The organism is Polaromonas sp. CT11-55 (assembly GCF_047303325.1).
Classification (GTDB): Bacteria; Pseudomonadota; Gammaproteobacteria; order Burkholderiales; family Burkholderiaceae_C; genus Polaromonas.
Window position 1 is genome coordinate 39867 of sequence record NZ_JBKBEX010000020.1, and the last position, 23075, is coordinate 62941.

Below are 23075 nucleotides of genomic sequence, written 5' to 3' on the forward strand. Positions count from 1 at the left end.
CATCGCGCACCGTGCGGCTTTAGGTGTGCCGGCTTGCCGGGGCGAAACCACCCTGCGTCAGGGACAGCGCCTGCGCCGCTTGCTGCAGCAGCAGGCGCACGGTTTTCTGGTCCGGCCCGACGTGGCGGTCTATGCGCCGCACATAGGGGCAGGTCAGTGCGGCCAGCGCGCTATGGTCGGGCCCGAAGATGGGGCAGGAAATATCGGCTACACCGAAAGATTGCAGGCTGTCGCGCTCGAAATAGCCTTGCTGCCGGATGACGCCGAGGGCGGCGGCCAATGCATCGGATTCGATGGGCACCTCGCCTTCGAGCGCGGTGTGCTGAGCCAGCATTTGCTGGGCCCGGCTGGCATCTGCGAAAGCCAGCAACACCCGGCCGGAGGCGGTATCGACCAGTCCGACATGCACGCCCACGCGTATCGTCATGCTCCAGGTGCCGGGGCCATTGACCTGCGCGGTGATCAGCACGTTGCCCTGGTCATAAACGCCCATGTGGCAGGCCTGCTCCGCCTTTTGCGCGAAAGCTTCCATGATGGGAATGGCCTGGGTCACCAGCCGGTTCAGCGGCGGGTGCATATGCGCCAGCGTGAACAGCTTCAGGCTCAGCGAATAGCGGTCGCCCGAGAGCGAGCGCAGCACATATTGCCGCGCGACCAAACGCTCCAGCATGCGGTAGATCTCGCTGGCGTTGCGGTCCATTTCCTTGACGATCTCCGCGCGCGTCAGGCCCTGCGGCTGGCGGGCCAGCAACTCCAGGATGTCCAGGCCCTTGTCAAGCGCCGGTGCGCGGTAGCGGTCTTCCGCAAGAGGCGGGGACGCGATGGCGTCGGCGCCGTCCTGGTTCTGGTCGATCGGGGGAAATGAGTATTTTGGTTTCATGGCGGCAGGGTGAGTGAAGCCGAAGCTATTGCAATTTTGATATGTAACGCAGCGCTCTTGATATGGCAGAAGGCACTCGTGAGTATTTTCGTCCTCGTTGGTCTGAATTTATTTACGTTTGCATCAAATGTTCATCAATAAATAAATTTCTGACCTAGGGAAAGTCCGAGGCTCGAAAAGACCGCCGATTTCTATGATCAAGTCCATAAGTGAATAGTTTGTTCATCAATGAATGATTTGTAACAAGAGGTTTCCCTGCTTTTAGCGTCTTGCCTCATTGAACGGTCTTGTCAGCTCAAAAAGGTCTTTGCCATGCGCCCAGGAAGGTTGAAGGAAAAAACAGTGCTGTCCAGTGCCACCGCCCAAGGCACAGGACTGGCCTGCGCACGGGTTTGCGCCGGGCAGGGGATCCGGATGAGCGCGGCGGGCATCCATCCGGCCGGCGACGAGACGCGTTTTGCCACCGGCCGGACCCTCTGAGCCACACCCAAGCGCCTGCAACCATCCATGACACCTCTTGTGGCCATCAACGATCTGTGCAAATCCTTTCCGGGGGTGCGGGCGCTGCACAACGCCCGGCTTGAGATCGTTGCCGGCGAAGTGCACGCCCTGATGGGCGAGAACGGGGCAGGCAAATCGACCCTCATGAAGGTACTGGCCGGGGTCTACCAGAAGGATTCGGGTGAGATCTGCATCGACGGCCAGCCGGTCGAGATCGCCAGCCCGCGCGCTGCCCAGGCGCTGGGCATAGGCATCATTCACCAGGAGCTCAACCTGATGGGCCACCTGAGCGTGGCGCAGAACATCTTCATCGGACGCGAGCCGCGCGGGCGGTTGGGCCTGTTCATCGACACTGAAAAAATGGCCCGCGACACGGCGGCGATCTTCGAGCGCCTGCACCTGAACCTGGAGCCGCACACGCTGGTCTGCGACCTGACGGTGGCGCGCCAGCAGATGGTCGAGATCGCCAAGGCGCTGTCCTTCGACTCACGCGTGCTGATCATGGACGAGCCCACCGCCGCGCTGAACAACGCCGAAATCGAGGACCTGTTCCGCATCATCGGCCAGCTCAAGCGCCAGGGCGTCGGCATCGTGTACATCTCGCACAAGATGGATGAGCTCAAGCGCATCTCGGACCGCGTGACGGTGATGCGCGACGGCCAGTACATCGGCACCGTGCCGACGGCCACCACCAGCATGGACACCATCATCGGCATGATGGTCGGGCGCGCCCTGCTGGAGGATGAGAGGCCTGCGCAAGCCGGCCAGGGCGGGGAGACCCTGCTGGAGGTGCGCGGCCTCAATCGCGGCCGCACCGTCAAGAACGTCAGCTTCAGCGTGCGCAGCGGCGAGATCCTGGGGTTTGCCGGCCTGATGGGCGCCGGTCGGACCGAAGTGGCGCGTGCCGTGTTCGGCGCCGACAAAAAGGATTCGGGCGAGATATGGGTCAAGGGTCGCCGGGTTGAAGTGCGCAGCCCGGCCGATGCGGTCGGGCACGGCATCGGCTATCTGTCGGAAGACCGCAAGCACTTCGGCCTGGCCACCGGCATGGACGTGCAGACCAACATCGTGATGACGAGCCTGCGGCGCTTTCTGAGCTTCGGATTCCTTCTCAAGCCCGCGGCCATACAGGGCGCGGCGGCCAAGCTGATCGCGCAACTGGGCATCAGGACACCGAGCGCGCTGCAAAGAGTGGCGCTGCTGTCGGGCGGCAACCAGCAAAAAATCGTGATCGCCAAATGGCTGGTGCGCGATTGCGACATCCTGTTTTTTGACGAGCCCACACGCGGCATCGACGTGGGCGCCAAGAGCGAAATCTACAAGCTGCTCAATGCGCTGGCGGCGCAGGGGCGCGCGATCGTGATGATCTCCTCGGAACTGCCCGAGGTGCTGCGCTTGAGCCACCGCATCGTGGTGATGTGCGAGGGCCGCGTCACCGGCGAGCTGTCGGCCCGCGATGCCACGCAGGAAAAAATCATGCAGCTAGCCACCCGGCGCGAAGCCCCGGCGGCCGCTTCCGGTGCGGTTGCCGCCGCTTTTTAAAAACCACACCGAAACGACCACACATGACCGTCTCCAAGTTGCTGCAGGGTATCAAGACTGCGGCTTTCAGTAGCAACACCCGTCAAAAGCTGTTGGCGTTTGCCAGCTTGCTGGGGTTGCTCATTTTCTTCAGCATGGCCTCGCCGAGTTTCATGCAGACCGACAACATGGTGGGCATCTTGCAGGCCACCGCGGTCAACGGCGTTCTGGCGATCGCCTGCACCTTTGTCATCATCACCTCGGGCATAGACCTGTCGGTCGGCACCTTGATGACATTTTGCGCGGTCATGGCCGGGGTGGTGCTGACCTATTGGGGCCTGCCCTTCTACCTGGGGGTGTCGGCGGCGATTTTTTTCGGCGCGCTCTCGGGCTTTATCTCGGGCGTGCTGATTGCCAAACTGAAGATTCCGCCCTTTATTGCCACGCTGGGCATGATGCTCATGCTCAAGGGCCTGTCGCTGGTCATCACCCATTCCAAGCCGATCTACTTCAACGACACGCCCGAGTTCCCGCTGATTGCCCAGGACTCGCTGATCGGCTACTTCCTGCCCGAGCTGCCCATTCCCAACGCGGTACTGATCCTGTTTGTGGTGGCGGTGGTCTCCAGCCTGATATTGAACAAGACGGTGCTGGGCACTTACACCTTCGCGCTGGGCAGCAACGAAGAGGCGGTGCGCCTGTCGGGCGTGAACGTGGACCGCTGGAAGATCATCGTCTACACCCTGAGCGGCGCGATCTGCGGCATCGCCGGCCTGCTCATCGCTTCGCGCCTCAATTCCGCGCAGCCGGCGCTGGGCCAGGGCTATGAGCTGGATGCGATTGCCGCCGTCGTGATCGGCGGCACCTCGCTTAGTGGCGGGGCCGGCACCATCCTGGGCACCATCATCGGCGCTTTCATCATGAGCGTGCTGACCAACGGGCTTCGCATCATGTCGGTGGCCCAGGAATGGCAGACCGTGGTGACCGGCCTGATCATCATCGCGGCGGTGTACGCCGACATCCTGCGAAAGCGCAAGTCCTAGCAAGGAGAACCCCAAACCCCGCCCCTGCCCACGTTTGATTTGGATATTCATTGCAACACCTCATAACGATACGGAGACAAACATGATTTTGAAACGCACATTCCTGAGCCTCGCGCTGGGCCTCGGCCTGGCCTCCACCCTGAGCACCACGGCGCTGGCCGCCGACGAGATCTACATCCCGATGGTCTCCAAGGGTTTTCAGCACCAGTTCTGGCAGGCCGTCAAAGCCGGCGCGGAGCAGGCCGGCAAGGACTACAAGGTCAAGGTGACCTTCGAGGGCCCCGAGAGCGAGAGCATGGTGGACAAGCAGATCGACATGTTCGCAGCGGCGCTGGCCAAAAAGCCTTCGGCCATCGGCTTTGCCGCGCTGGACAGCAAGGCGTCCATCCCGCTGCTGAAAAAAGCCCAGGCCGCCAAGATTCCGGTCATCGCCTTTGACTCGGGCGTGGACAGCGACATCCCGGTGACCACGACCACCACCAACAACGTGGCCGCCGCTGCCCTGGCCGCCGACAAGATGGCCGAGCTGATCGGCAAGAGCGGCGACGTGGCCCTGGTGGTGCACGACCAGACCAGCCGGACCGGCATTGACCGCACCGAAGGCTTTGTCAACCGCATCAAGTCGACCTACCCGAACATCAAGATCGTGAGCGTGCAGTACGGCGGCGGCGACCAGCTCAAATCCACTGAGATCACCAAGTCCATCCTGCAGGCCAACCCCAACCTCAAGGGAATTTTCGGCGCGAATGAAGGCTCGGCCATAGGCGCGCTGAACGGCGCCAGGGAGATGAAGCGCAAGGTGGTGATCATCGGCTACGACTCCGGCAAGCAGCAAAAAGCCGCCATCCTCGACGGCTCCATGGCCGGCGCCATCACCCAGAACCCGGTCGGCATCGGCTACAAGACCGTGGAAGCGGCGGTCAAGGCCCTCAAGGGCGAGAAGCTGCCCAAAGTCATAGACACCGGCTTTTACTACTACGACAAGTCAACCATCAACGATCCCAAGATCGCGGCGGTCCTGTACGACTGATGGCTGGCGCGGCCCCAAGACCGCGCCATGCACTGAAGTGTGGGCCGCAAGTGGGTCGCACTTCTTTCAACAGGCAAACAGACGAACACGCAAACAGGCAAACAGGCAAACAGGCACTTTCTCTATGAGCGTTATCCAATCCATGCGTGTCATCGACGTGCGTTTTCCCACGTCGCGGCATCTCGACGGCTCGGATGCGATGAATCCTGACCCGGACTATTCGGCCGCCTATGTAGTGCTCGAGACCGGCAAGCCGGGGCTCGAAGGCCATGGCTTGACCTTCACCATAGGCCGGGGCAATGAGATCTGCTGCGCCGCTATCGAAGCCCTGCGCCACCTGGTGGTCGGCCTGGACATGGACTGGGTGACCGAGGACATGGGCCGCTTCTGGCGCCACATCACCTCGGACAGCCAGCTGCGCTGGATAGGCCCCGACAAGGGCGCCATCCACCTGGCGACGGCCGCCGTGGTCAATGCCGTGTGGGACCTGTGGGCCAAACAGGAGGGCCTGCCCGTGTGGAAGCTGGTGGCCCGCATGAGCCCTGAAGAGATCGTCCGCCTGATCGACTTTCGCTACATCACCGACTGCATCACGCCAGCCGAAGCGCTGGCGCTCTTGAAGCGGCAAGCCGCCGGCAAGGACGAGCGGCTGCGGACGCTGGAGCGCGAAGGCTACGCCTGCTACACCACCTCCGCCGGCTGGCTGGGTTACGACGACGAGAAGCTCAGGCGCCTGGCCCAGGAGGCGGTGGATGCGGGCTTCTCGCATATCAAGCTCAAGGTGGGCCGCGACCTGCAGGACGACATCCGGCGGCTGCGTGTCGCCCGCGAGGTGCTCGGCCCCGATCGCGCGCTGATGATCGATGCGAACCAGGTATGGGACGTGGACCAGGCGATTGAGTGGCTGGGCCATCTGGGCTTTGCCAAGCCCTGGTTCATCGAGGAGCCGACCTGCCCCGACGACGTCGAGGGCCACCGCCGCATCCGCGAGGCGGTGAAGGGCGACATGCAGGTCGCCACCGGCGAGATGTGCCAGAACCGTGTCATGTTCAAGCAGCTCATCATGCGCGGCGCGATTGACGTGGTGCAGATCGACGCCTGCCGGCTGGGCGGGGTCAACGAGGTGCTGGCCGTGATGTTGATGGCCGCCAAATACGGGCTCAAGGTGTGCCCGCATGCCGGCGGCGTCGGCCTGTGCGAATACGTGCAGCACCTGTCGATGATCGACTACCTCTGCATAGCCGGCACCAAGGAAGGCCGGGTCATCGAATACGTGGACCACCTGCACGAGCATTTTGTGGACCCCTGCGTGATTCGCAACGCCGCCTACATGCCGCCGCAGCGGCCTGGCTATTCGATCGAAATGAAGCCCGAATCGCTGGCTCGCTACGCCTTCAGGGGCTGATGCCCTCCGCCCCTTTATTGCCCCCTTTATTAATTGACCAACCCCCAAGCAACACCCAGGACCGGAGCCCCTTGATGAATTTGCACCTTCAAAACAAGATCGTCATCGTCACCGGCGGCGGTGCCGGAATCGGCGGGGCCATCAGCCTGCAGCTGGCACGGGAGGGGGCCGTGCCGGTGATCTTCGGCCGCAGCCCTCTGCTGCCGGAGTTTTCCGCGGCCCTGCGTGAGATCGGCGTCCGACACGGATTTTTCCAGTTGAACCTTGAGGACGAAGCGGCCTGCCGCGCCGCGGTGCAGGGCACCGTGGCCGAATTCGGCGGCATTGATGCGCTGGTCAACAACGCCGGCGTCAACGACAGCGTCGGCCTGGAGGCGGGCCGTGAGGCCTTCGTGCGCTCGCTGGAATCCAACCTGACGCACTGCTACCTGATGGCCCATCTGTGCCTGGACCAGCTCAAGGCCAGGCGCGGCGCCATTGTCAATATTTCCTCCAAGACGGCGCTCACCGGCCAGGGCAATACCAGCGGCTACGTCGCGGCCAAGGCGGCGCAGCTGGGCTTGACACGTGAATGGGCGGCCGCGCTGGCGCCGCATGGCGTGCGAGTCAATGCGGTGCTGCCGGCCGAAGTCATGACGCCGCTCTATGAAAAGTGGCTCAAGACCTTTGACGACCCGGCGGCGGCGCTCGCCGACATCACGGCCCGCATTCCCCTGGGCCGGCGCATGACGACCGACCGCGAAATTGCCGACACGGTGGTGTTCCTGCTGTCCGACCGCGCTTCACATACCACCGGCCAGTGGATCCATCCCGATGGCGGCTATGTGCACCTGGACCGGGCCTTGCCTGCCCGCTGATCGCGATGAACCGACACCCTTACCCATACCAACAAGGCGCAAACGCCATGTGCGGCTGCCGGCTACCGGGCTTGAAAAAGCACGATGAGCCTGCGGCCAGATTTTCCCCGCCCGAACCGGGTTCGCTTTGGGCAGCCATGCCGGCGAATGGGCATATCCGGACTTCTTCAACCGACTCAATCCAACCATAGAAAAGAGACAAACCATGAAAGCTGCTTTACGTACTATCTCCCTGGGTGTTGCCTGCGCGGCCGTGCTGGCGCCACAGATGGCTTCGGCCCAGTCCTCCGTCACCCTGTACGGGCGTGTCGTATCGGGCCTGGCCTATATCGACAAGGTGTATGACCCGGTGGCCAACGCCAGCTTCTCCAAAACCATGGTGGCCAGCAACCAGTGGGGCACCAGCATGTGGGGCATGAAGGGCAAGGAAGACCTGGGCGGCGGCCTGGCGGCCAACTTCCTTGTCGAAAGCGGTTTTGAACTGAAAAACGGCTCGACCGGCGGGGCACTGTTCAACCGCCGCGCCTATGTCGGCCTGTCCAATGACAGCTGGGGCAGCTTCCGCTTCGGCAAGAACCTGTTCATCAGCAATGATGTGTGGGACCTGGACCCGACCGGCCAGCAGTGGGTGGGTAGCGCCACCCTGGTCAGGGGCCGCAACTGGCCCGGCGCGAACAATGTGGTCGAGTATTCGACGCCGAATATGGGCGGCTTTAACGCCACCGCGCAGATCTCGCTCGGTGAGCAGGCGGGCAACAGCAAGGCCAACCGCGGCGAAGGCTTTTCGCTGACCTACGCGAACCAGGACCTGATGCTGCGCGCCATCTATTCCCAGCGCCATAATGCTGCCGGCACCTTCACGGATGTTTTCAACACCTCCAAGGAAACCATCATCGGCGGTACGTACAAGTTCGGCCCGGCCAAGCTGTATGCCGCCTACGACTACATCACCGCACCCGAGGCGGCCCTCACCGCCGCGTCCAAGCTCAAGCATGCCTGGGTCGGCGTTCGCTACGACCTGACGCCGGCGATGACGCTGATCGGTTCGGTCTTCCGTGTCACATCCGACCGCGTGGCCGGCAAGGCCACCCTGGGCATGGTGGGGGTGGATTACAGCATGTCCAAGCGCACGCTGCTGTACGCGTCGTTCGGCAATGTCAGCAATTCCAGTGGCGCCAACTTCGGGGTGGACGGGGTCTCGGGCAATCCGGCGGTCAACCAGTCGCAGAGAACCATTTACGCGGGTATTGCGCATAGTTTTTAAAGAAACCGGCCAGGTCGCCGGGCGCGCTTAGGCGGCGTCCGGCGGCCCAGCGCCTTTCTGGGTTCAATACATGGCCACTTGCGCAGGCGCCACCTGCGCAAGTGGCTATTTTTATGCTCCGCGTTTCCTCCTTCGGCTGCCGGGATGCGAGTGTGCAGTCCTTATCCGCAGTCCGCGCAGCCCTGGGCGACAATCAGCGCCGTGCTCAGCATTCTTTTTGTCACCTTCCCCTTTTTCGCCCTGGTGCTGTGCGGCTATCTTGCCGCGCGCCGCGGCCTGCTTCCGCAACTGGCCATCCCCGGCCTCAACACCTTTGTGCTGTATTTCGCGCTGCCCTGCATGCTCTACCGCTTCGGCGCCGGCACGCCGGTGGCGCAGCTGCTGGACGCCAGCCTGGTGGCCGTCTACCTGCTGTGCGCGCTGCTGATCGTGGCTTTCACCGTGATGTTCACGCGCAAGGGCCGCATCGCCTGGAACGACGCGTCTTTCGGCGCGCTGGTCGCGGCCTTTCCCAATACCGGCTTCATGGGCGTGCCGCTGCTGGTGGCGCTGCTGGGCGCGCAGGCCGCCGGCCCGGCCATCGTCACCATCCTGGTTGACCTGCTGGTCACGAGTTCGCTGTGCATCGCGCTGTCGCGGCTGGACTCGGCCGACATTCACGGCGCCGAGGTCGCCGCGAAGAACGCGCTCAAGGGCGTGGCGCTCAACCCCATGCCCTGGGCCATCGTGCTGGGCGCGCTGTCCTCCGGCCTGGGCCTGGCCCTGCCCGGGCCGGTGATGCAGACCGTGGGCCTGCTGGCCGACGCGGCCTCGCCGGTGGCGCTGTTCACCATAGGCGCGGTGCTGGCGCGCTCGCAGATGAACAGCACGCAGGCCACGCCGCTCAGGGACTATGTGCCGGTGGCGCTCATCAAGCTGGTGGTCCATCCGGTGCTTGTCGGCCTGGTGGGGCTGGGCGCCATCGCGCTGGGCGTGCCGCTGCAGCGTTTTGCGCTCACCGTGATCGTGCTGGTGGCGGCCCTGCCCAGCGCCAGCAATGTCGCGCTGCTGGCCGAGCGCTTCGGCGCCGACAACGGCCGCATCGCGCGCATCATCCTGCTGTCCACGGTGCTGGCCTTCTTCAGCTTTTCGGCGGCCGTGGCCTTGCTGACCTGAGGCCGCGCGCCGTTTCCCGGCGCTGTTACAAAAAAGCCGAAAAAAGACGGCGCCATGTTGTCGATTTGCCCGCCGGCCGCTCGTCGTACCGGTAGAGCGGCATTTTTGCCGGGGCTGTCCCGGCAAGCGCTCCCAACGCCAACCTTCAAGGAGTCCGATATGAAATTCATGGTCCTCGTCAAAGCCGACAAACACAGCGAAGCCGGCGAAATGCCCAGTGAACAATTGCTGGCCGACATGGGCAGGTTCAACGAATCGCTGGTCAAGGCCGGCGTGATGCTCGCGGGCGAAGGGCTGCACCCCAGCGCCAAAGGTTCGCGCGTCAAGTTTTCCGGCGGCAAGCGCACCGTGGTCGATGGGCCTTTCCCCGAAACCAAGGAACTGGTGGCCGGTTTCTGGATGCTGCAGGTCTCGTCGAAAGAAGAAGCGATTGAATGGGTCAAGCGCGCCCCCTTTCCGCCTGAGAGCGAAGCAGAGATCGAAATCCGCCAGGTGTTTTCGGCCGAGGACTTCGGCGCCGAGTTCACACCAGAACTGCGTGAGGCAGAGGAACGCCTGCGCCGGCAGGTCGAGGCGCAGCGCTGAAACGCGCGCGTCTTGCGTTTGAGGTAAAAACCGGGGATCGCGGCGTCAGCCGCTACTCCGAGGAGATACCACGCATGCAATTCATGATCCTGCGCAAAGCCGATGCCGCGACCGAGGCCGGCGAAATGCCCAGCCCCGCGCTGCTGGCCGCCATGGGCGCCTACAACGAGGAACTGGCCAAAGCCGGCATGCTGTTAGGAGGCGAAGGCCTGCAGCCCAGTTCCAAGGGCGCGCGCATACGCTTTTCCGGCGGCAAGCCCACGGTGATCGACGGCCCCTTCACCGAATCCAAGGAACTGATCGCCGGCTTCACTATGGTCGAAGCCGCCTCGCGCGAGGAAGTCATTGAATGGCTCAAACGCTGGCCGCAGGAAGACGCCGACGGCAACACTTCGCTGGAAATCCGCGAGGGCGGCTGCCCCGGCGGGTTGCGCGGGGTGCCCGGGGAAGGCGCACCGGCCTTGCCCGAAGGCTTTCGCCGCTTCATGATCTTGCTCAAGGCCAATGACAGGGCTGAGACCGGCGCCGTGCCCGACAGCCAGTGGCTGGGGCGCATGGCCCAACACAACGACGATGCCGTCAAGGCCGGCGTGCTGCTGATGGGCGACGGCCTCAAACCCAGCGCGAGCGCCTCCCGCATGAAGTTCACCCGGGGCAAACCAAGCATCATGGACGGGCCTTTTGCCGAAGCCAAGGAATTGCTGGCCGGCTTCTGGATCATCCAGGCGCGTTCGCTGCAGGCCGCGGTTGACTGGGCCCTGGGCTACCCGTTTCCGTTTAGCGACACCGAAGAGGTCGAGGTGGAAATCAGGCTGCTGTATGAGGCCGCCGATTTCACCCTGGTCTGAGGTCTGAGGTCTGGGGGCGGGCCAAAAATTTTGAAATATTTTTGGCCGGGCATGTCGATTTCGCGTTTTCCGTTCGTCGTGCCGGTAGAGCAGACGTTTTCTGAAGGGCCGTACAGCGTGCAGGCCCGATGAATCCGGCGCTCGCCCCTTCCTCAAAAAGTAAGCGAACACCAACTCAGGAGATTGATATGTTCAAGACCGTCGCCCTCATTGCCGCCGTTGCCATTGTTCTTTTCATCGTGACCGTGCTGGTACTGGCCTCCGGCAAGCCCGACACCTTCCGCGTCCAGCGCCAGGCCAGCATCCAGGCGCCGCCCGAAAAAATCTTCCCGCTGATCAACGACTACAAAAACTGGGGCGCCTGGTCGCCCTGGGAGAAGAAAGACCCGGCCATGAAGCGCAGCTTCAGCGGCCCGGCGGCCGGCAAGGGCGCGGCCTACGCCTGGGACAGCAAGGAGGTCGGTGTGGGCGACATGCTGATCACCGAGTCCCAGCCGTCCTCCCTCGTCAAGATAGACCTCAACTTCAGCAAGCCCTTCGAAGCCCACAACAAGGTGGTGTTCAGCATCCAGCCGCAGGCCGGCGGCAGCAGCACCGTGAGCTGGGAGATGGCCGGTCCCGCACCCCTGCTGTCCAAGGTCATGCAGGTGTTCTTCAGCATGGACAAGATGGTGGGCAAGGACTTTGAAGCCGGCCTGGCCACCATGAAAGCCGCCGCGGAAAAGCAGGGCTGACCCACCTATCCCATACCCAAGGAGTATTCAAATGCGATTCATGATGCTGATGATCCCCAAAGGCTACGAAAGCGCCGCCGCCGGCACTCTGCCCAGCGCCGACGCCGTGGCCGCGATGATGAAATACAACGAGGAGCTGCAAAAAGCCGGCGTGCTGCTTTCGCTCGAAGGCCTGCACCCGCCCTCCATGGGCGCGCGCGTGAGCTTTCCCGGAGGCAAGCCGCACGTGGTCGACGGCCCCTTTGCCGAAGCGCGCGAGGTACTGGGCGGCTTCTGGATGATCAATGTGGCTTCGCGTGCCGAAGCCATCGAGTGGGCCTCGCGTTGCCCAGGCGGTGAAAACGAGGTCATCGAAGTGCGCCAGGTGCAGGAGATGAGCGACTTTCCGCCCGACGTGCAGGAAGCCGCAGCAGGTTTTACCGAGATGCAGCAGGCCCCGAGCGGAAAAAACAAGGGCAAGGGCGGCTGAGGCCCCATGGCGTCCCATGAAACCCACCGCGCCATCGACGCCGTCTGGCGCATCGAGTCGGCCAAGGTCATCGCCAAGGTCGCACGCATGGTGCAGGAGGTGGGCTTGGCAGAAGAGATCGCGCAGGATGCGCTGGTCACGGCGCTCGAGCGCTGGCCCAAGACAGGCGTGCCGGACAACCCGGGCGCCTGGCTCATGGCCGTCGCCAAGCACCGCGCCATCGACTACCTGCGGCGGCGCAAGCTGCTCGCGCTCAAGCATGAAGAGCTGGGCCGCGAACTCGAGATGGAGCAGGACATGGCTTTTGCCGATGTAGACGAGCCCGGCTCCGGTGACGACGGTGCGGACGACTATGGCGACGACTTGCTGCGCCTGATCTTCACAGCCTGCCACCCGGTGCTGTCCACCGAGGCGCGCATTGCGCTCACGCTGCGGCTGCTGGGCGGTCTCACCACCGACGAGATCGCGCGCGCCTTCCTGGTGCCCGAACCCACGGTGGCCCAGCGCATCGTGCGCGCCAAGCGCACCCTGGCCGAAGCGCGTGTGCCTTTTGAGGTGCCCGGCCCCGAAGAGCGCAACGCGCGGCTGGCCTCGGTGCTGGAGGTCATCTACCTGATCTTCAACGAGGGCTATTCGGCCACCTCGGGCGGCGACTGGATGCGGCCCGCGCTGTGCGACCAGGCCTTGCGGCTGGGGCGCGTTCTGGCCGAGCTGGCCACGCAGGAGCCTGAAGTCCACGGCCTGGTTGCGCTCATGGAAATCCAGGCCTCGCGCGCCAGTGCGCGGACTGGGCCTTCAGGCGAGCCCATCTTGTTGCTGGACCAGAACCGCGCGAAGTGGGACCACATCCTGATACGCCGCGGCCTGGCCGCCCTGGCGCGCGCCGAGGCGCAGGGCGGCGCGCTGGGGCCGTATGCGCTGCAGGCCGCCATCGCCGCCTGCCATGCGCGCGCGCCTACCGGTGCCGACACCGACTGGCAACGCATCGCCGCGCTGTATGACGCGCTGGCGCAGCTCGCGCCCTCGCCGGTGGTGGAACTGAACCGCGCCGTGGCGCTGGCCATGGCCTTCGGCCCGGCCACAGGGCTGGAGGTGGCCGATGCGCTGCTGGCCGAGCCCTTGATGAAAAACTACCACCTGCTGCCCAGCGTGCGCGGCGATTTTTTGTTCAAACTCGGCCGCTTCGATGAAGCCCATGCCGAGTTTGAGCGCGCCGCCTCGCTGACGCGCAACCTGCGTGAACGCGAGTTGCTGCTGGCGCGCGCCGCGGCCTGCGAGCCCGACGCCAGGCCGCGCCTGTCCTGAAACGCTTCAGCCCGCGGGCTTGCGCCCGCCCAGCATGCAGGTAATCGCCGTCAGTTGCAGCAGCACCGTCGCGCCGAAATAAAGGCCTGTGCCCGCGCCCAGGTGGACTGGGCTTCCGTTGGCCGTCACCAGTAGCAAGGCAAAGGTCGCCGGCGCCAGCGCCCACAGGCCCTGCGAGATTGCGACGATCAGCGCCACCACGCGCGGAACGTCTTCCTTGACGAACTCCACCTGCGCCACCAGCGGCGGCAGCGAGGTGGCGTTGCCAATGCCGACGCCGAACAGCACCACGCCTGCCAGGATCAGCGCCGTTTGCTGCTCCGCCGCGCAAGCCAGCAACAGCGAGCCGACGATCTGCACCGCGTAGCTCACGCTGGCCACCAGCCGGCGGTCGGCATCCGGCGGCATGCATTTGCCGACCACGGTGCGCCCGCCTATGGCGCAGGCGGTGGCCAGCGCCATCGCCAGGCCCGCGCCCCGGGTGCCCAGGGCGAAGACCAGCAGCGAATACAGATGTGTGATCAGGCCGGCCTGCGCGAACAGGCTCAGCGCCATGGCCGCGGCCAGCGTGCGAAAGCCGCGGTCGCGCCACAGCAGCCGGCCCGGCAGCGGCCTGGCACGCGCGGACGTGAGGCTGGGCGAGGGCGCGCCCGGCGCATCGCCGTCGGGCCGCTGGCCCAGGCGCTCGGGCGTTTGCGCCACCACAAAAAAACTGAGGCCCAGCACCACGGCCAGCATGGCAGCGCCCACCAGCACGCTGGCGGCGGTAAAACCCATCGCTGCGATCAAGGCGCCCCACAGCGGCGAAAAAATCACGCCGCCCAGGCTGGCGCCGTTATAGGCCTTGGCCAGCGCCATGGGCCGGCCGCGCGCAAACCACGGCGAGATGATGGCGTTGATGCCTGCCGCGCCCATGGTGACCCAGCCGCCGCCGGTCAGCATCGCCGCCATAAACAACTGCCAGGGCTGCGCTGCCAGCGCCCAACCCGTCAGGCCCAGCGCCAGCGCGGTGGCGCCAGCGGCCGTGGTGGCGGCCACGCCGAGGCGGGCATGTATGCGCGGCAGGCAGGCCACCACGCCCGCGCCGAACAAAAAATGAAAGGTCACCGCGCTGGATACCAGCGGCAAGGCCCAGCCGGTGCGCGCCAGCACCGCATGCAGAAAAATCGCCGGACTGTAAAAACCAATGCCCCAGCCGAAGATGGCGAGTACAAAGGCGGCGCGCACCACCGTCGCGCCAAAAAAGGCGCGCGGTGCCGGTGGCTGCAGCGTGGGGGTGAGGGGCAATTCCATGGGTTTCTCCTGGTAGGGCATGGCTTCCATGGTGCGGTGAAGAGGGGCCGCAATGCTTCGCCCTGGAGCGAAGCATGGGCACCCTGATGCTGCTAAGGTGGGGGCTAAAGAGACCTCATTTATGAACACCAACCAGATCGCCCATATCGCCTCATTGGTCGGCGAACCGGCCCGCACCGCCATGCTGATGGAACTGCTGGACGGCCGTTCGCTCACCGCCCATGAACTGGCCGGCGCCGGCAATGTCTCGCCGCAAACCGCCAGCCGCCACCTCGCGCTGCTGGTCGAAGGCGGCCTGCTGCGTGTGGAGCAGCACGGCCGGCACCGCTACCACCGGCTGGCCTCGCCCGAGGTGGCCCGGGTGCTCGAAGGCATCACCCAGCTCGCGGCGCAGAACGCGCCTGCCGTGCGCCGCGCGGTTGTGCCCGGCCCCAAGGATGCCGCCATGCGCATGGCGCGCAGCTGCTACGACCACATCGCCGGACGGCTGGGCGTGGCCATTGCCCAGCACCTGGTGGAAGATGGCGCGGTTGTTTTCGAGGGCGAGGCCGGCCATGTGACCGACAAGGCCGGCGCCGTGCTGGCGCGCCTGGGCATTGACCTGTCAGCTTCGCCGGCCGGCAGCAATACCCGGCGGCCTTACTGCCGGCCCTGCCTGGACTGGAGCGAACGCCGCTTTCATGTCGCCGGGCAGCTGGGCACGCTGATCTGCGTGCACTGCCTGGACAGCGGCTGGCTCTTGCGCCGCCAGGGCATGCGCGCGCTGGAGATCACACCCAGGGGTGTGATGGCGCTGCGCGGCTGGATGGGGCAGGAAAGCTGGCGGCAAGTCACCGAAGGGGATGCGTTTCCTGCGCGGCAGGAGCGGCGGCCTATGGCCGCCTGAATTCGTCACCTGTGCGAATCCGTGCGCTTCGCTAGCACCATCAGAACTATCATTCACCCATGATCGCCGCCATTCTTGTCGCTCTCGTCGGATTTTTTGCAGGCGGCTGCCTTGGTGTAGTGCTTGGGTTCTCCGCAGCGTCGCACAAGGATGTCTTGCAAGGCGTCCGTCCAACAACGAAGAATCGGCTGATCCTCTTTCTGGCGCGCCCTACGCGCGAAATGAAGCTTTTGGAAGTAATTGTCTTCCTGCTCCTCATGCTTGTGTGGCTGGCTGTCTTCTTTGGCCTCGTTGCCGCACCCGCCATTGCCTCCACGCGTCTCTCGGGTGATAGTCCACCGCTCATCCTCCTGGCCTATGGCTGCGCCGCAGTCGCCTGGTGGGTCGGCCAGAAGTTTGGAGCTCACGCGTGGAGCACCATGTCGTGAAGATGCCGCTTAAATCTTCAGCCAACCGAACGTTCCCCGGCAAGCGGGGCCATGCCTCCCGCCTCAAACCTTAGACTGCTATGGCCGCCACTGATATTTCCGCCGAAGGCTCAAAAGAGAGCCGCGCAACCATCAAGCAGTTTCACGTCTTGCTGAATGGGTCGGACCTCATTCCGGAGCAAGCGTTTCGCAGGAACAGCGGCACCTACCCGCTGGTTTGCTATGTGAATAACATCATGGGTCTATTCCTGAGCAAGAACTATGATCCCATACCGGTGTTTGTGGCTAGAGCCACCGAACACATGGTTGATTTCCCGGCCAACGCCGCTTCAAGTGCGTACTACGCCTTGGTGACCCTGTATTTGTCTCAGGTCGTCTATCACCTCCAGTGCTTTGTTTCTAGCATTGAGCGTTGGGACGATCGAATCCCAAAACATATCCTGGACGCTGGCCCCCAAGTGGCTCAGGTGAAGCATGGCTAGTCAGGACACGAAGTCACGGTCTGACAAGTCGGCTGAGACCGGCACGCCCCCAAGGAGTCGCGAGGAACTCGTGCGTCGCTATGAAAGTGGTGAGCGCCTGTTCCCCGAAACTGATCTCAGCGAAACGGATCTCTCCGGCATCAAGCTTGACGGTGCTTCCTTCGATCGCTTTTCCTGGTTCTTTAGTAGCAACTTCGAAGGCGCAAGCCTGCAGGGAACCAGCTTCCGCGAGTGCAACGTCAAGTGCGCCAACTTCCGAAACGCCAACCTTGCTGACGCCTCGTTCGAACTTGCCGCGATCGAATCAATAGACCTTGAGGGAGCGAATACGGATGGGACGAAGTTCGTCGGAGCAAGCTTCTACGGTTACACCGTGGAAGATGACAAGGATTTCCCACCGTCGCGCCGCGATGCGGCCTAAGCTTTCGATCAACCGCACGCCGAGTCATGCCTAGGGTACAGCTTATCGAACACGCTCTATCGCTTCGTGTCCCAGTTCGATGAGCGGGAAGACGAATACTTGGGAACGTTCCTCGTCTGGCCCATCCAGGGCTCAGCCTGCTGGCGTGTCTCAACACCATAGGTTGTCACACCGCCGGCATTGTTATATGCGGCTACGTAAAACAACGGCCGGATTGGCGAAAACCAATGTGATGGTCTGTTGCGCCAGATAGCAGCAGGCGCGTCAATACGGCAATTACCAAGGCGCTTCGGCCGCAATCGGACTAGGATGATTGAACCTGCCAAGTTCATGAAAGCCGAGACACTCAAATCTCGAACCCAGTCTGATGACTCATGCCTAATGATGCAAACAATGGTTTGCAAAAACGATTCGTCGTATCGGTTTTCGGAGTGCTTTGTTCTGCACTTCCACAGGGCAAGGCCTGGGCGGTGTGCAATGGCGGTGTCACCGTCACTTCAACCCTGGTGGTGAGCGCCAGCTGTGCGGGCGGCAATGTCAAGCCCCTGACGCTGGATACGGGCGCCAATGTCACCATCAACGCGGGTGTGACGGTGTCAAACGATGCGCCCAGTAACAGGAACGGCGATCCCGTGTCTGTCCTGTCATCGTCGACCTCTTCGTCGCTGACCAACAACGGAACCATTTCCACCGCCTCGCAATTCGGTGTCACCGTCAACGGCACATTGACTACGCTGATCAACACCGGACGGATTTCATCGGGCGTGCGGCGCGGCGTTGTCCTCAATGGCGGCACGATCACCACCTTGACCAATACCGGGTCCATCATTGGCCCGTTTTCCGCCATCACCAACAACGCGGGTGTGCTCAATACGCTCAACAATCTGCAAGGCGCCGGCAATGCCAATGGCGCCCTCACTTACACCGGGGCTCTGCCCGTGGACTACCGGATCATCATCAACAGCCCGTCCACTTATGGAAAGCTCACCGCTTCCGCGGTAACCGGCAGCATGACCTTCGGCATCTACGGCACTTCCACGGTCGCCGTCGGCACCTACGCAGGCGTGCTTAACGGCCTGACGGCGGGCAACCTGACCGGTGGGACCTCGGGCACTTATGGCGGCTTGAACTGGCAGCTGGGCCTGGCATCGGGCAGCACCACGATCTGGGACCTGGTGTTTTCCATCGCCAGCGTGAACATGACTACCGGCAGCATCTACAGCCTGAGTGATGTGGGTGTCACAGCCAACCCGGTCTTTGCGGGTGGAACACTGGCGCTGCTGTCCGGTGACAACTCGAGCCGGGCATTTACGCTCAACGCCGGGGGCGGCACCATCACTGCGCCCACCAGTGGCTCGGCCCAGCTTTCGGGCGCGTTTTCCGGGGTAGGTGGTTTGACCGTCAATGGCACTGGCGCTTTGCTGCTGACCGGCAACAACAGCTATTCAGGGGGCACCACCATTAACTCGGGCACCTTGGTGATCGGCGGCGCTTCCCCACTCGGAACGGGTCCCGTCTTTGTCGGTTCAGGCAGCACCTTGATGGGCACGGGTACCGTCCGCGGCCCGGTGACGGTGGCGGGCACTTTGAAGCCGGGCAATTCGCCGGGGTATCTTGCAGTGAACTCGACCGTGACGATGGCCGGCGGCAGCACCTACCAGCAGGACATTGCAGGAACGGTGCAGGCCAGCGCGGCAAGCCCTGCGGGGGCGACCGGCTACTACTCCTTCCTGAGCGTCACCGGCGGCCAGTTTGTGATCCAGCCAAACGCAACCCTGACGCCGCGTTTGTCGGGCCTGTTCACACCGGCCGAATCCGGCTTCGGCAGCAGGCCTTATGTCCCGGTGCTGGGCGACAGATTTCGCATCGTGAGTGCCGATGGAGGGATCTCTGGCCGGTTCTCCGTGCTGACACAACCCGCGGAACTTTCGGCGGACACGCAGTTCGTTCAGCTCTACAACGTCGGGGGGAGCAACAGCCTGGACCTCGCGGTGATCCCGCGGTCTTATACGGCAACGCTCAGCGCGCAAAATGCCAATGCCCGGTCCGCCGCAAGTGCTCTCGACAGGATCGTGCTGGCGAACCAGGCAGGCTCGACCAGCAGCGCGCAGGGCCAATTGCTGTCTGCCGCGTCAGTGCAAACTGCCGCAAGCCTTCCGGCTTTTACTCGCGGACTCGCAGGTGAAGTTCATGGTGCGAGTCTTGCGGCTTTGCCCCAGGCCGCGCTGCGCGCCCAGCAGGCAGTCATGTCGCATCTGGATGGAACGGCTTCTTCGCCTGTGGCCGGTGCATTCAGTGCCTCCCGCTCCCCGGGGGTGTTGGTTGCCAGTGCGGGGTCGGATGTTCACATCGGCGCCCTGGATGGCGCCAGCAATGGCACCGCGACCCGTGGCCCGGCATGGGGCGATGTCACCTACCAGCGTGGCAAGCGCCGAGGCGACCAGAACGCGAGCGGCTTCTCAAATGATCTGTACCAGCTGGTGGCAGGCATTGATGCCTATGCGGAACACGGCGCCAAGGCCGGAGGCGGGATCACGCTGTCCAACACGCATGTCACGGCCGATCAGGGAACAGGCGATATTCAGCAAGGATCGGTCTTCCTGTACGGCAAGCTGGCAGTGGATGGATGGGTGCTCGACGGCATGGCAAGTTTGGGCCTGAGCTCAACGAACAATTCGCGCAGCGATCCCACGGGCAACACCGCTGGCCTGGAGGCCAAAAACATACGGAGCAACCATGCCTTGCTCAGCGCAGGCTTGAGCCGCCCCGCGGATCTGGAGTCTGCCCGCATCACGCCCTACGCACGTTTGACCTGGCAACAGGTCAGGCAATCCTCGTTTGCGGAAGGCTCGTCGGCGGCTGCACTGAGCGTGGACAGCTTTAGTGGCAGAGCCGTGCGCGGAGTGATTGGGCTGACGCTGGGCTCCAGGAGCACGAATCCCTTGAAAGAGGTCAACACCTATCTTGTCAACGTCGCAGCCGGTGCGGACTCGTCGGGCCTGATCAACCCGGTTCTCAATGCATCGCTGGTTGGGACGGCAACCACCATAGGCACACCCCGCGCGGGTTCAACCTTTGTGCAGGCCGGGTTCTACGGCACGCGCAGGTTCGCAGCCAATGCCTTTGCCTATCTGGGCGTGGCCGGTGAGTTGCGTAGAGGAGCCAGGCAGGGCATGCTCAGTGCCGGGATGCAGATGCAGTTTTAAGGTGGATCGCGGCCTTAGAGCCTGTTCAATGTCTAAACGGGGCCGCGCAAGCCCCTTCTCGGGTTGGGATGAAATCGGACGATTGAGCCACCCAGGCCCTTGCATGGGCATTAGCCCATGCGGCGTGCCCGGTCGGCCCACTCATCCCGATTGCAACCCAACGCGGCCCCGTTTAGATATTGAACAGGCTCTTAGATCGCAATCGGATCCACATCAATCGCCCAGCGAATCAGGCTTTTGAATTCAGCCTGCTGGCGCGTTTCAAACAACACCGGCTGCCAGGCTGCCAGAAAGCGCTGCAGCGCCGCGCGCGAGGGGCTTTCGACCAGCATTTGCGCGCGTTCGATATTGGCCACGCGCTGGATCGTCATGGGCACGGCCGGGTAGGCGGTGACCTGGCCGTTGCCGGTGAGCTGCAGCGCCTCGGCCTGGGCGGCGGCCACGTTCAGAAAACCCTGCGCCACCTCTTGCGTGCGCGCCTCGGCTCGCACCAGGGCCGAAAAGCCAAAGGGCGACATGCCGGCGGCTTCGCGTTCGGCCAGCTGCTGCGTGGCAAAGCCCGCATAGTCGTGCCGCTTGAGCGCCGCGAACAAGGGGTGCTCGGGGTGGAAGGTCTGCACCCACATCTCGCTGGCGCCGCTGTGGCGCGCGTCTCGGCCGGCGCGGCCGCCGGCCTGCATGAGCAGGCTGAACAGGCGCTCAGGCGCGCGAAAGTCGCTGGAAAACAGCGCGCCGTCGGGGTTGATGGCGGCCACCAGCGTGATGTGACGGAAGTCGTGGCCCTTGGCGATCATCTGCGTGCCGACCAGCACGTCGACCTCGCCCGCATGCACGCTGGCCAGCTGCGATTCGAGCGCGCCCTTGAGCCGCGTGCTGTCGGCATCTATGCGGGCAATGCGCACCGGCTCGCCGTCGGGCCGCTTCACGCCGGCCAGCAGCTCGGCCAGGTGCTCTTCGAGGCGCTCGGTGCCGCGGCCCACGGGCGCGATGTCGATGTTGCCGCAGCTGGGGCAGGCGCGCGGCACGCGCTCGGTGAAGCCGCAGTGGTGGCAGCGCAGGGTGCGGTCTATCTTGTGGAAGACGCGAAACGCGCTGCAATGCGGGCATTCGCTTTTCCAGCCGCAGTCATGGCAGGCCAGCACGGGCGCGTAGCCGCGCCGGTTCAAAAAGATCAGCGACTGCTCGCCGCGCGCGACGCGCTGGGCGATCGCGTCCAGCAGCGGCGGCGCGATGATGCAGTGCTTGGGCTGGTGGTTCATGTCCACGCGCCGCACGGTGGGAAGGCTGCCCGCATCGCCCAGGGGGTCGGGCTCCCTGGTTTGTGGCGGAACGTAGGGCTCCGGCGGAGATCCGGCGGAGTAGGGCGCCGCTTCCTCGCCGGTCGAAGGGGCCATTCCTATTCGTTCGTCCATGACCAGGCGCTGGTAGCGTCCGGCCAGCGTGGCCTGCCAGCTTTCCAGCGAGGGCGTGGCCGAACCCAGCAGCACTCGGCAGGGGCCGTGCTCATGCGTGGCGTCTTCGGTTTCTATCTTGGCGCGGTAAATCGCCAGGTCGCGCGCCGAATAACGTGCGCCTTCCTGCTGCTTGTAGCTGGGGTCGTGTTCCTCGTCGACCACGATGAGGCGCAGGTTGGGCATGGAGGCGAACACCGCCATGCGCGTGCCCAGCACCAGGCGTGCATGGCCGGCATGCGCCGCCAGCCAGCTTTTCAGGCGCTGTGCCGGCGTCAGACCGCTGTGCAGGGCCACCACGCGTTCCTTGCCCAGGTGGGCAAAACGCGCTTCAAAGCGCGACTGCAGCTGCGGCGTGAGGTTGATTTCGGGCACCATCACCAGCACCTGGGCGGCCGGGTCCAGCTCTAGCACCCGGGCCGCGGCGCGCAGGTAGACCTCGGTCTTGCCGCTGCCGGTGGCGCCGAAGAGCAGCGCGGGCCGGGTATCGGCGTCAAATTCGGCCAGCACGGCGGCCTGCTGCGCGCTCAGCACTGGCGACCGGCCGCCGGCCTGCTCGCCCCGGGTGTCGGCCACCGGTCGCTTGAGCCGCCGCGCCAGCTGCACATTGCTGAGGTCGCGCAGCTGGGGCGGCAGGGCCGCCAGCGCCACCTCGCCCAGCGAGCGCTGGTAATAAGCCGCGGTGAACTGCACGAGCTTGCGCCAGGTGGCGGACAGCGGTGGCAGGCCTTCCAGCGCGCCGGCCACGTGGCGCGTCTGCATTTCCAGCAGCGCGCCGCTGTCGGCCAGCAGCTCCCAGACCACGCCCAGCACCTCGCGCCGGCCCAGCGGCACGCGCACCAGCGAGCCCAGGGCGAGTGGCGACTCACTCTGGTAAGTCAGCGGCCCGGCGATGGAACTGTGCGCGGGCGCCGCGACGACGACTTGCAGCCAATAGCTCATTCAGAGTAACTAAATGTGTTTAATTCTTGAGAGATACATCCAGACAATGCGCTAAGTCCTTGATTTGGCGCCACTTTACAGATTTCCAGATTTTCTGTGGATAACTTTGTTGACAGCTTGTCGGCGAAGCGCGCGAAGCCTTGTAAATCAAGGCTTTTCTTAAATTGCCCGCAAAAAAAGCAATTTAAAGTCTCTATATAAATCAACAACTTACGCGCGCTATTGCTTTGATAGCGCGAGGTGGACCAGGGTGCTCGCATTGCGGCGGCGCAACAAGATTTTTGTGCATAAGTCCAGCCGGCGGGGCCCGGTTTTGTGCTAGCCATGGTGGAAATACGCCCCGGGCCGGCTGGAATAAGGGGCAGGCGA

Annotated in this window: 21 protein-coding genes and 1 pseudogene; 18 read left to right on the top strand and 4 right to left on the bottom strand. The window is 63.9% G+C overall.

What is annotated here, in order from left to right; all coding sequences use genetic code 11:
* Positions 1-19 precede the first annotated feature (19 nt).
* Entirely contained in the window at positions 20-880 is an 861-nt protein-coding gene (locus ACEN8I_RS17290; protein ID WP_413329789.1) for an IclR family transcriptional regulator, read from the bottom strand.
* 507 nt (positions 881-1387) lie between these two features.
* On the opposite strand from ACEN8I_RS17290, the gene ACEN8I_RS17295 reads away from it, so the two are divergent.
* The 13 genes and pseudogenes from ACEN8I_RS17295 (at position 1388) to ACEN8I_RS17355 (ending at position 13597) form a co-directional block, all read left to right on the top strand.
* Complete coding sequence (locus tag ACEN8I_RS17295; RefSeq protein ID WP_413329791.1) at positions 1388-2923, top strand: sugar ABC transporter ATP-binding protein; 1536 nt, start codon at positions 1388-1390, stop codon at positions 2921-2923.
* Between the two features lie 23 nt (positions 2924-2946).
* Positions 2947-3945: an ABC transporter permease gene (locus ACEN8I_RS17300; protein ID WP_413329793.1), complete on the top strand. Its 999-nt coding sequence runs from the start codon at positions 2947-2949 to the stop codon at positions 3943-3945.
* Positions 3946-4027: 82 nt separating this feature from the next.
* Entirely contained in the window at positions 4028-4975 is a 948-nt protein-coding gene (locus ACEN8I_RS17305) for an ABC transporter substrate-binding protein (protein WP_413329795.1), read from the top strand.
* 124 nt (positions 4976-5099) lie between these two features.
* Positions 5100-6380 (top strand): L-fuconate dehydratase, encoded by a 1281-nt coding sequence (locus tag ACEN8I_RS17310; protein WP_413329797.1) that lies wholly within the window; start codon positions 5100-5102, stop codon positions 6378-6380.
* Between the two features lie 74 nt (positions 6381-6454).
* Complete coding sequence (locus ACEN8I_RS17315; RefSeq protein WP_413329799.1) at positions 6455-7237, top strand: SDR family oxidoreductase; 783 nt, start codon at positions 6455-6457, stop codon at positions 7235-7237.
* Positions 7238-7442: 205 nt separating this feature from the next.
* Positions 7443-8501, top strand: a complete 1059-nt coding sequence (locus ACEN8I_RS17320; protein ID WP_413329801.1) for a porin — start codon at positions 7443-7445, stop codon at positions 8499-8501.
* A 201-nt stretch (positions 8502-8702) separates the two neighbouring features.
* Positions 8703-9656: an AEC family transporter gene (locus ACEN8I_RS17325; protein WP_413329803.1), complete on the top strand. Its 954-nt coding sequence runs from the start codon at positions 8703-8705 to the stop codon at positions 9654-9656.
* 159 nt (positions 9657-9815) lie between these two features.
* Positions 9816-10241 (top strand): YciI family protein, encoded by a 426-nt coding sequence (locus tag ACEN8I_RS17330; protein ID WP_413329805.1) that lies wholly within the window; start codon positions 9816-9818, stop codon positions 10239-10241.
* A gap of 74 nt (positions 10242-10315) precedes the next feature.
* Positions 10316-10651: pseudogene (locus ACEN8I_RS17335) on the top strand (YciI family protein); the annotation flags it as partial.
* A 75-nt stretch (positions 10652-10726) separates the two neighbouring features.
* Positions 10727-11089, top strand: a complete 363-nt coding sequence (locus ACEN8I_RS17340) for a YciI family protein (protein WP_413329855.1) — start codon at positions 10727-10729, stop codon at positions 11087-11089.
* 188 nt (positions 11090-11277) lie between these two features.
* A complete protein-coding gene (locus ACEN8I_RS17345) occupies positions 11278-11823 on the top strand; it encodes an SRPBCC family protein (RefSeq protein ID WP_413329807.1) in 546 nt (181 codons plus the stop codon).
* Positions 11824-11854: 31 nt separating this feature from the next.
* Positions 11855-12292, top strand: a complete 438-nt coding sequence (locus tag ACEN8I_RS17350) for a YciI family protein (protein ID WP_413329808.1) — start codon at positions 11855-11857, stop codon at positions 12290-12292.
* A 6-nt stretch (positions 12293-12298) separates the two neighbouring features.
* Complete coding sequence (locus tag ACEN8I_RS17355; RefSeq protein WP_413329809.1) at positions 12299-13597, top strand: RNA polymerase sigma factor; 1299 nt, start codon at positions 12299-12301, stop codon at positions 13595-13597.
* Between the two features lie 6 nt (positions 13598-13603).
* Here the strand turns inward: ACEN8I_RS17355 and ACEN8I_RS17360 are convergent, their stop codons facing one another.
* Positions 13604-14890, bottom strand: a complete 1287-nt coding sequence (locus tag ACEN8I_RS17360; RefSeq protein ID WP_413329810.1) for an MFS transporter — start codon at positions 14888-14890, stop codon at positions 13604-13606.
* A 121-nt stretch (positions 14891-15011) separates the two neighbouring features.
* Here ACEN8I_RS17360 and ACEN8I_RS17365 point away from each other — a divergent pair, with 121 nt between their 5' ends.
* The 5 genes from ACEN8I_RS17365 (at position 15012) to ACEN8I_RS17385 (ending at position 20313) form a co-directional block, all read left to right on the top strand.
* On the top strand, positions 15012-15776 hold the full coding sequence (locus ACEN8I_RS17365) for an ArsR/SmtB family transcription factor (RefSeq protein ID WP_413329811.1): 765 nt from the start codon (positions 15012-15014) through the stop codon (positions 15774-15776).
* Positions 15777-15835: 59 nt separating this feature from the next.
* Positions 15836-16204, top strand: coding sequence for a hypothetical protein (locus ACEN8I_RS17370; RefSeq protein WP_413329812.1), 369 nt, complete (start codon positions 15836-15838; stop codon positions 16202-16204).
* Between the two features lie 80 nt (positions 16205-16284).
* The gene (locus ACEN8I_RS17375; protein WP_413329813.1) at positions 16285-16686 is read left to right on the top strand and encodes a hypothetical protein; all 402 of its coding nucleotides are present in this window, start codon (positions 16285-16287) and stop codon (positions 16684-16686) included.
* Positions 16687-16756: 70 nt separating this feature from the next.
* Positions 16757-17107 carry a pentapeptide repeat-containing protein gene (locus tag ACEN8I_RS17380; protein WP_413329814.1) on the top strand — a complete coding sequence of 117 codons (351 nt, stop codon included), beginning with the start codon at positions 16757-16759 and terminating at the stop codon, positions 17105-17107.
* Between the two features lie 374 nt (positions 17108-17481).
* On the top strand, positions 17482-20313 hold the full coding sequence (locus ACEN8I_RS17385) for an autotransporter domain-containing protein (protein ID WP_413329815.1): 2832 nt from the start codon (positions 17482-17484) through the stop codon (positions 20311-20313).
* A 191-nt stretch (positions 20314-20504) separates the two neighbouring features.
* On the opposite strand, the gene priA is transcribed toward ACEN8I_RS17385, so the two are convergent.
* Complete coding sequence (gene priA, locus ACEN8I_RS17390) at positions 20505-22706, bottom strand: primosomal protein N' (RefSeq protein ID WP_413329816.1); 2202 nt, start codon at positions 22704-22706, stop codon at positions 20505-20507.
* On the bottom strand, positions 22703-23032 hold the full coding sequence (locus tag ACEN8I_RS17395) for a hypothetical protein (RefSeq protein WP_413329817.1): 330 nt from the start codon (positions 23030-23032) through the stop codon (positions 22703-22705). Before ACEN8I_RS17395 ends, priA begins: the two co-directional genes overlap by 4 nt.
* Positions 23033-23075 lie beyond the last annotated feature (43 nt).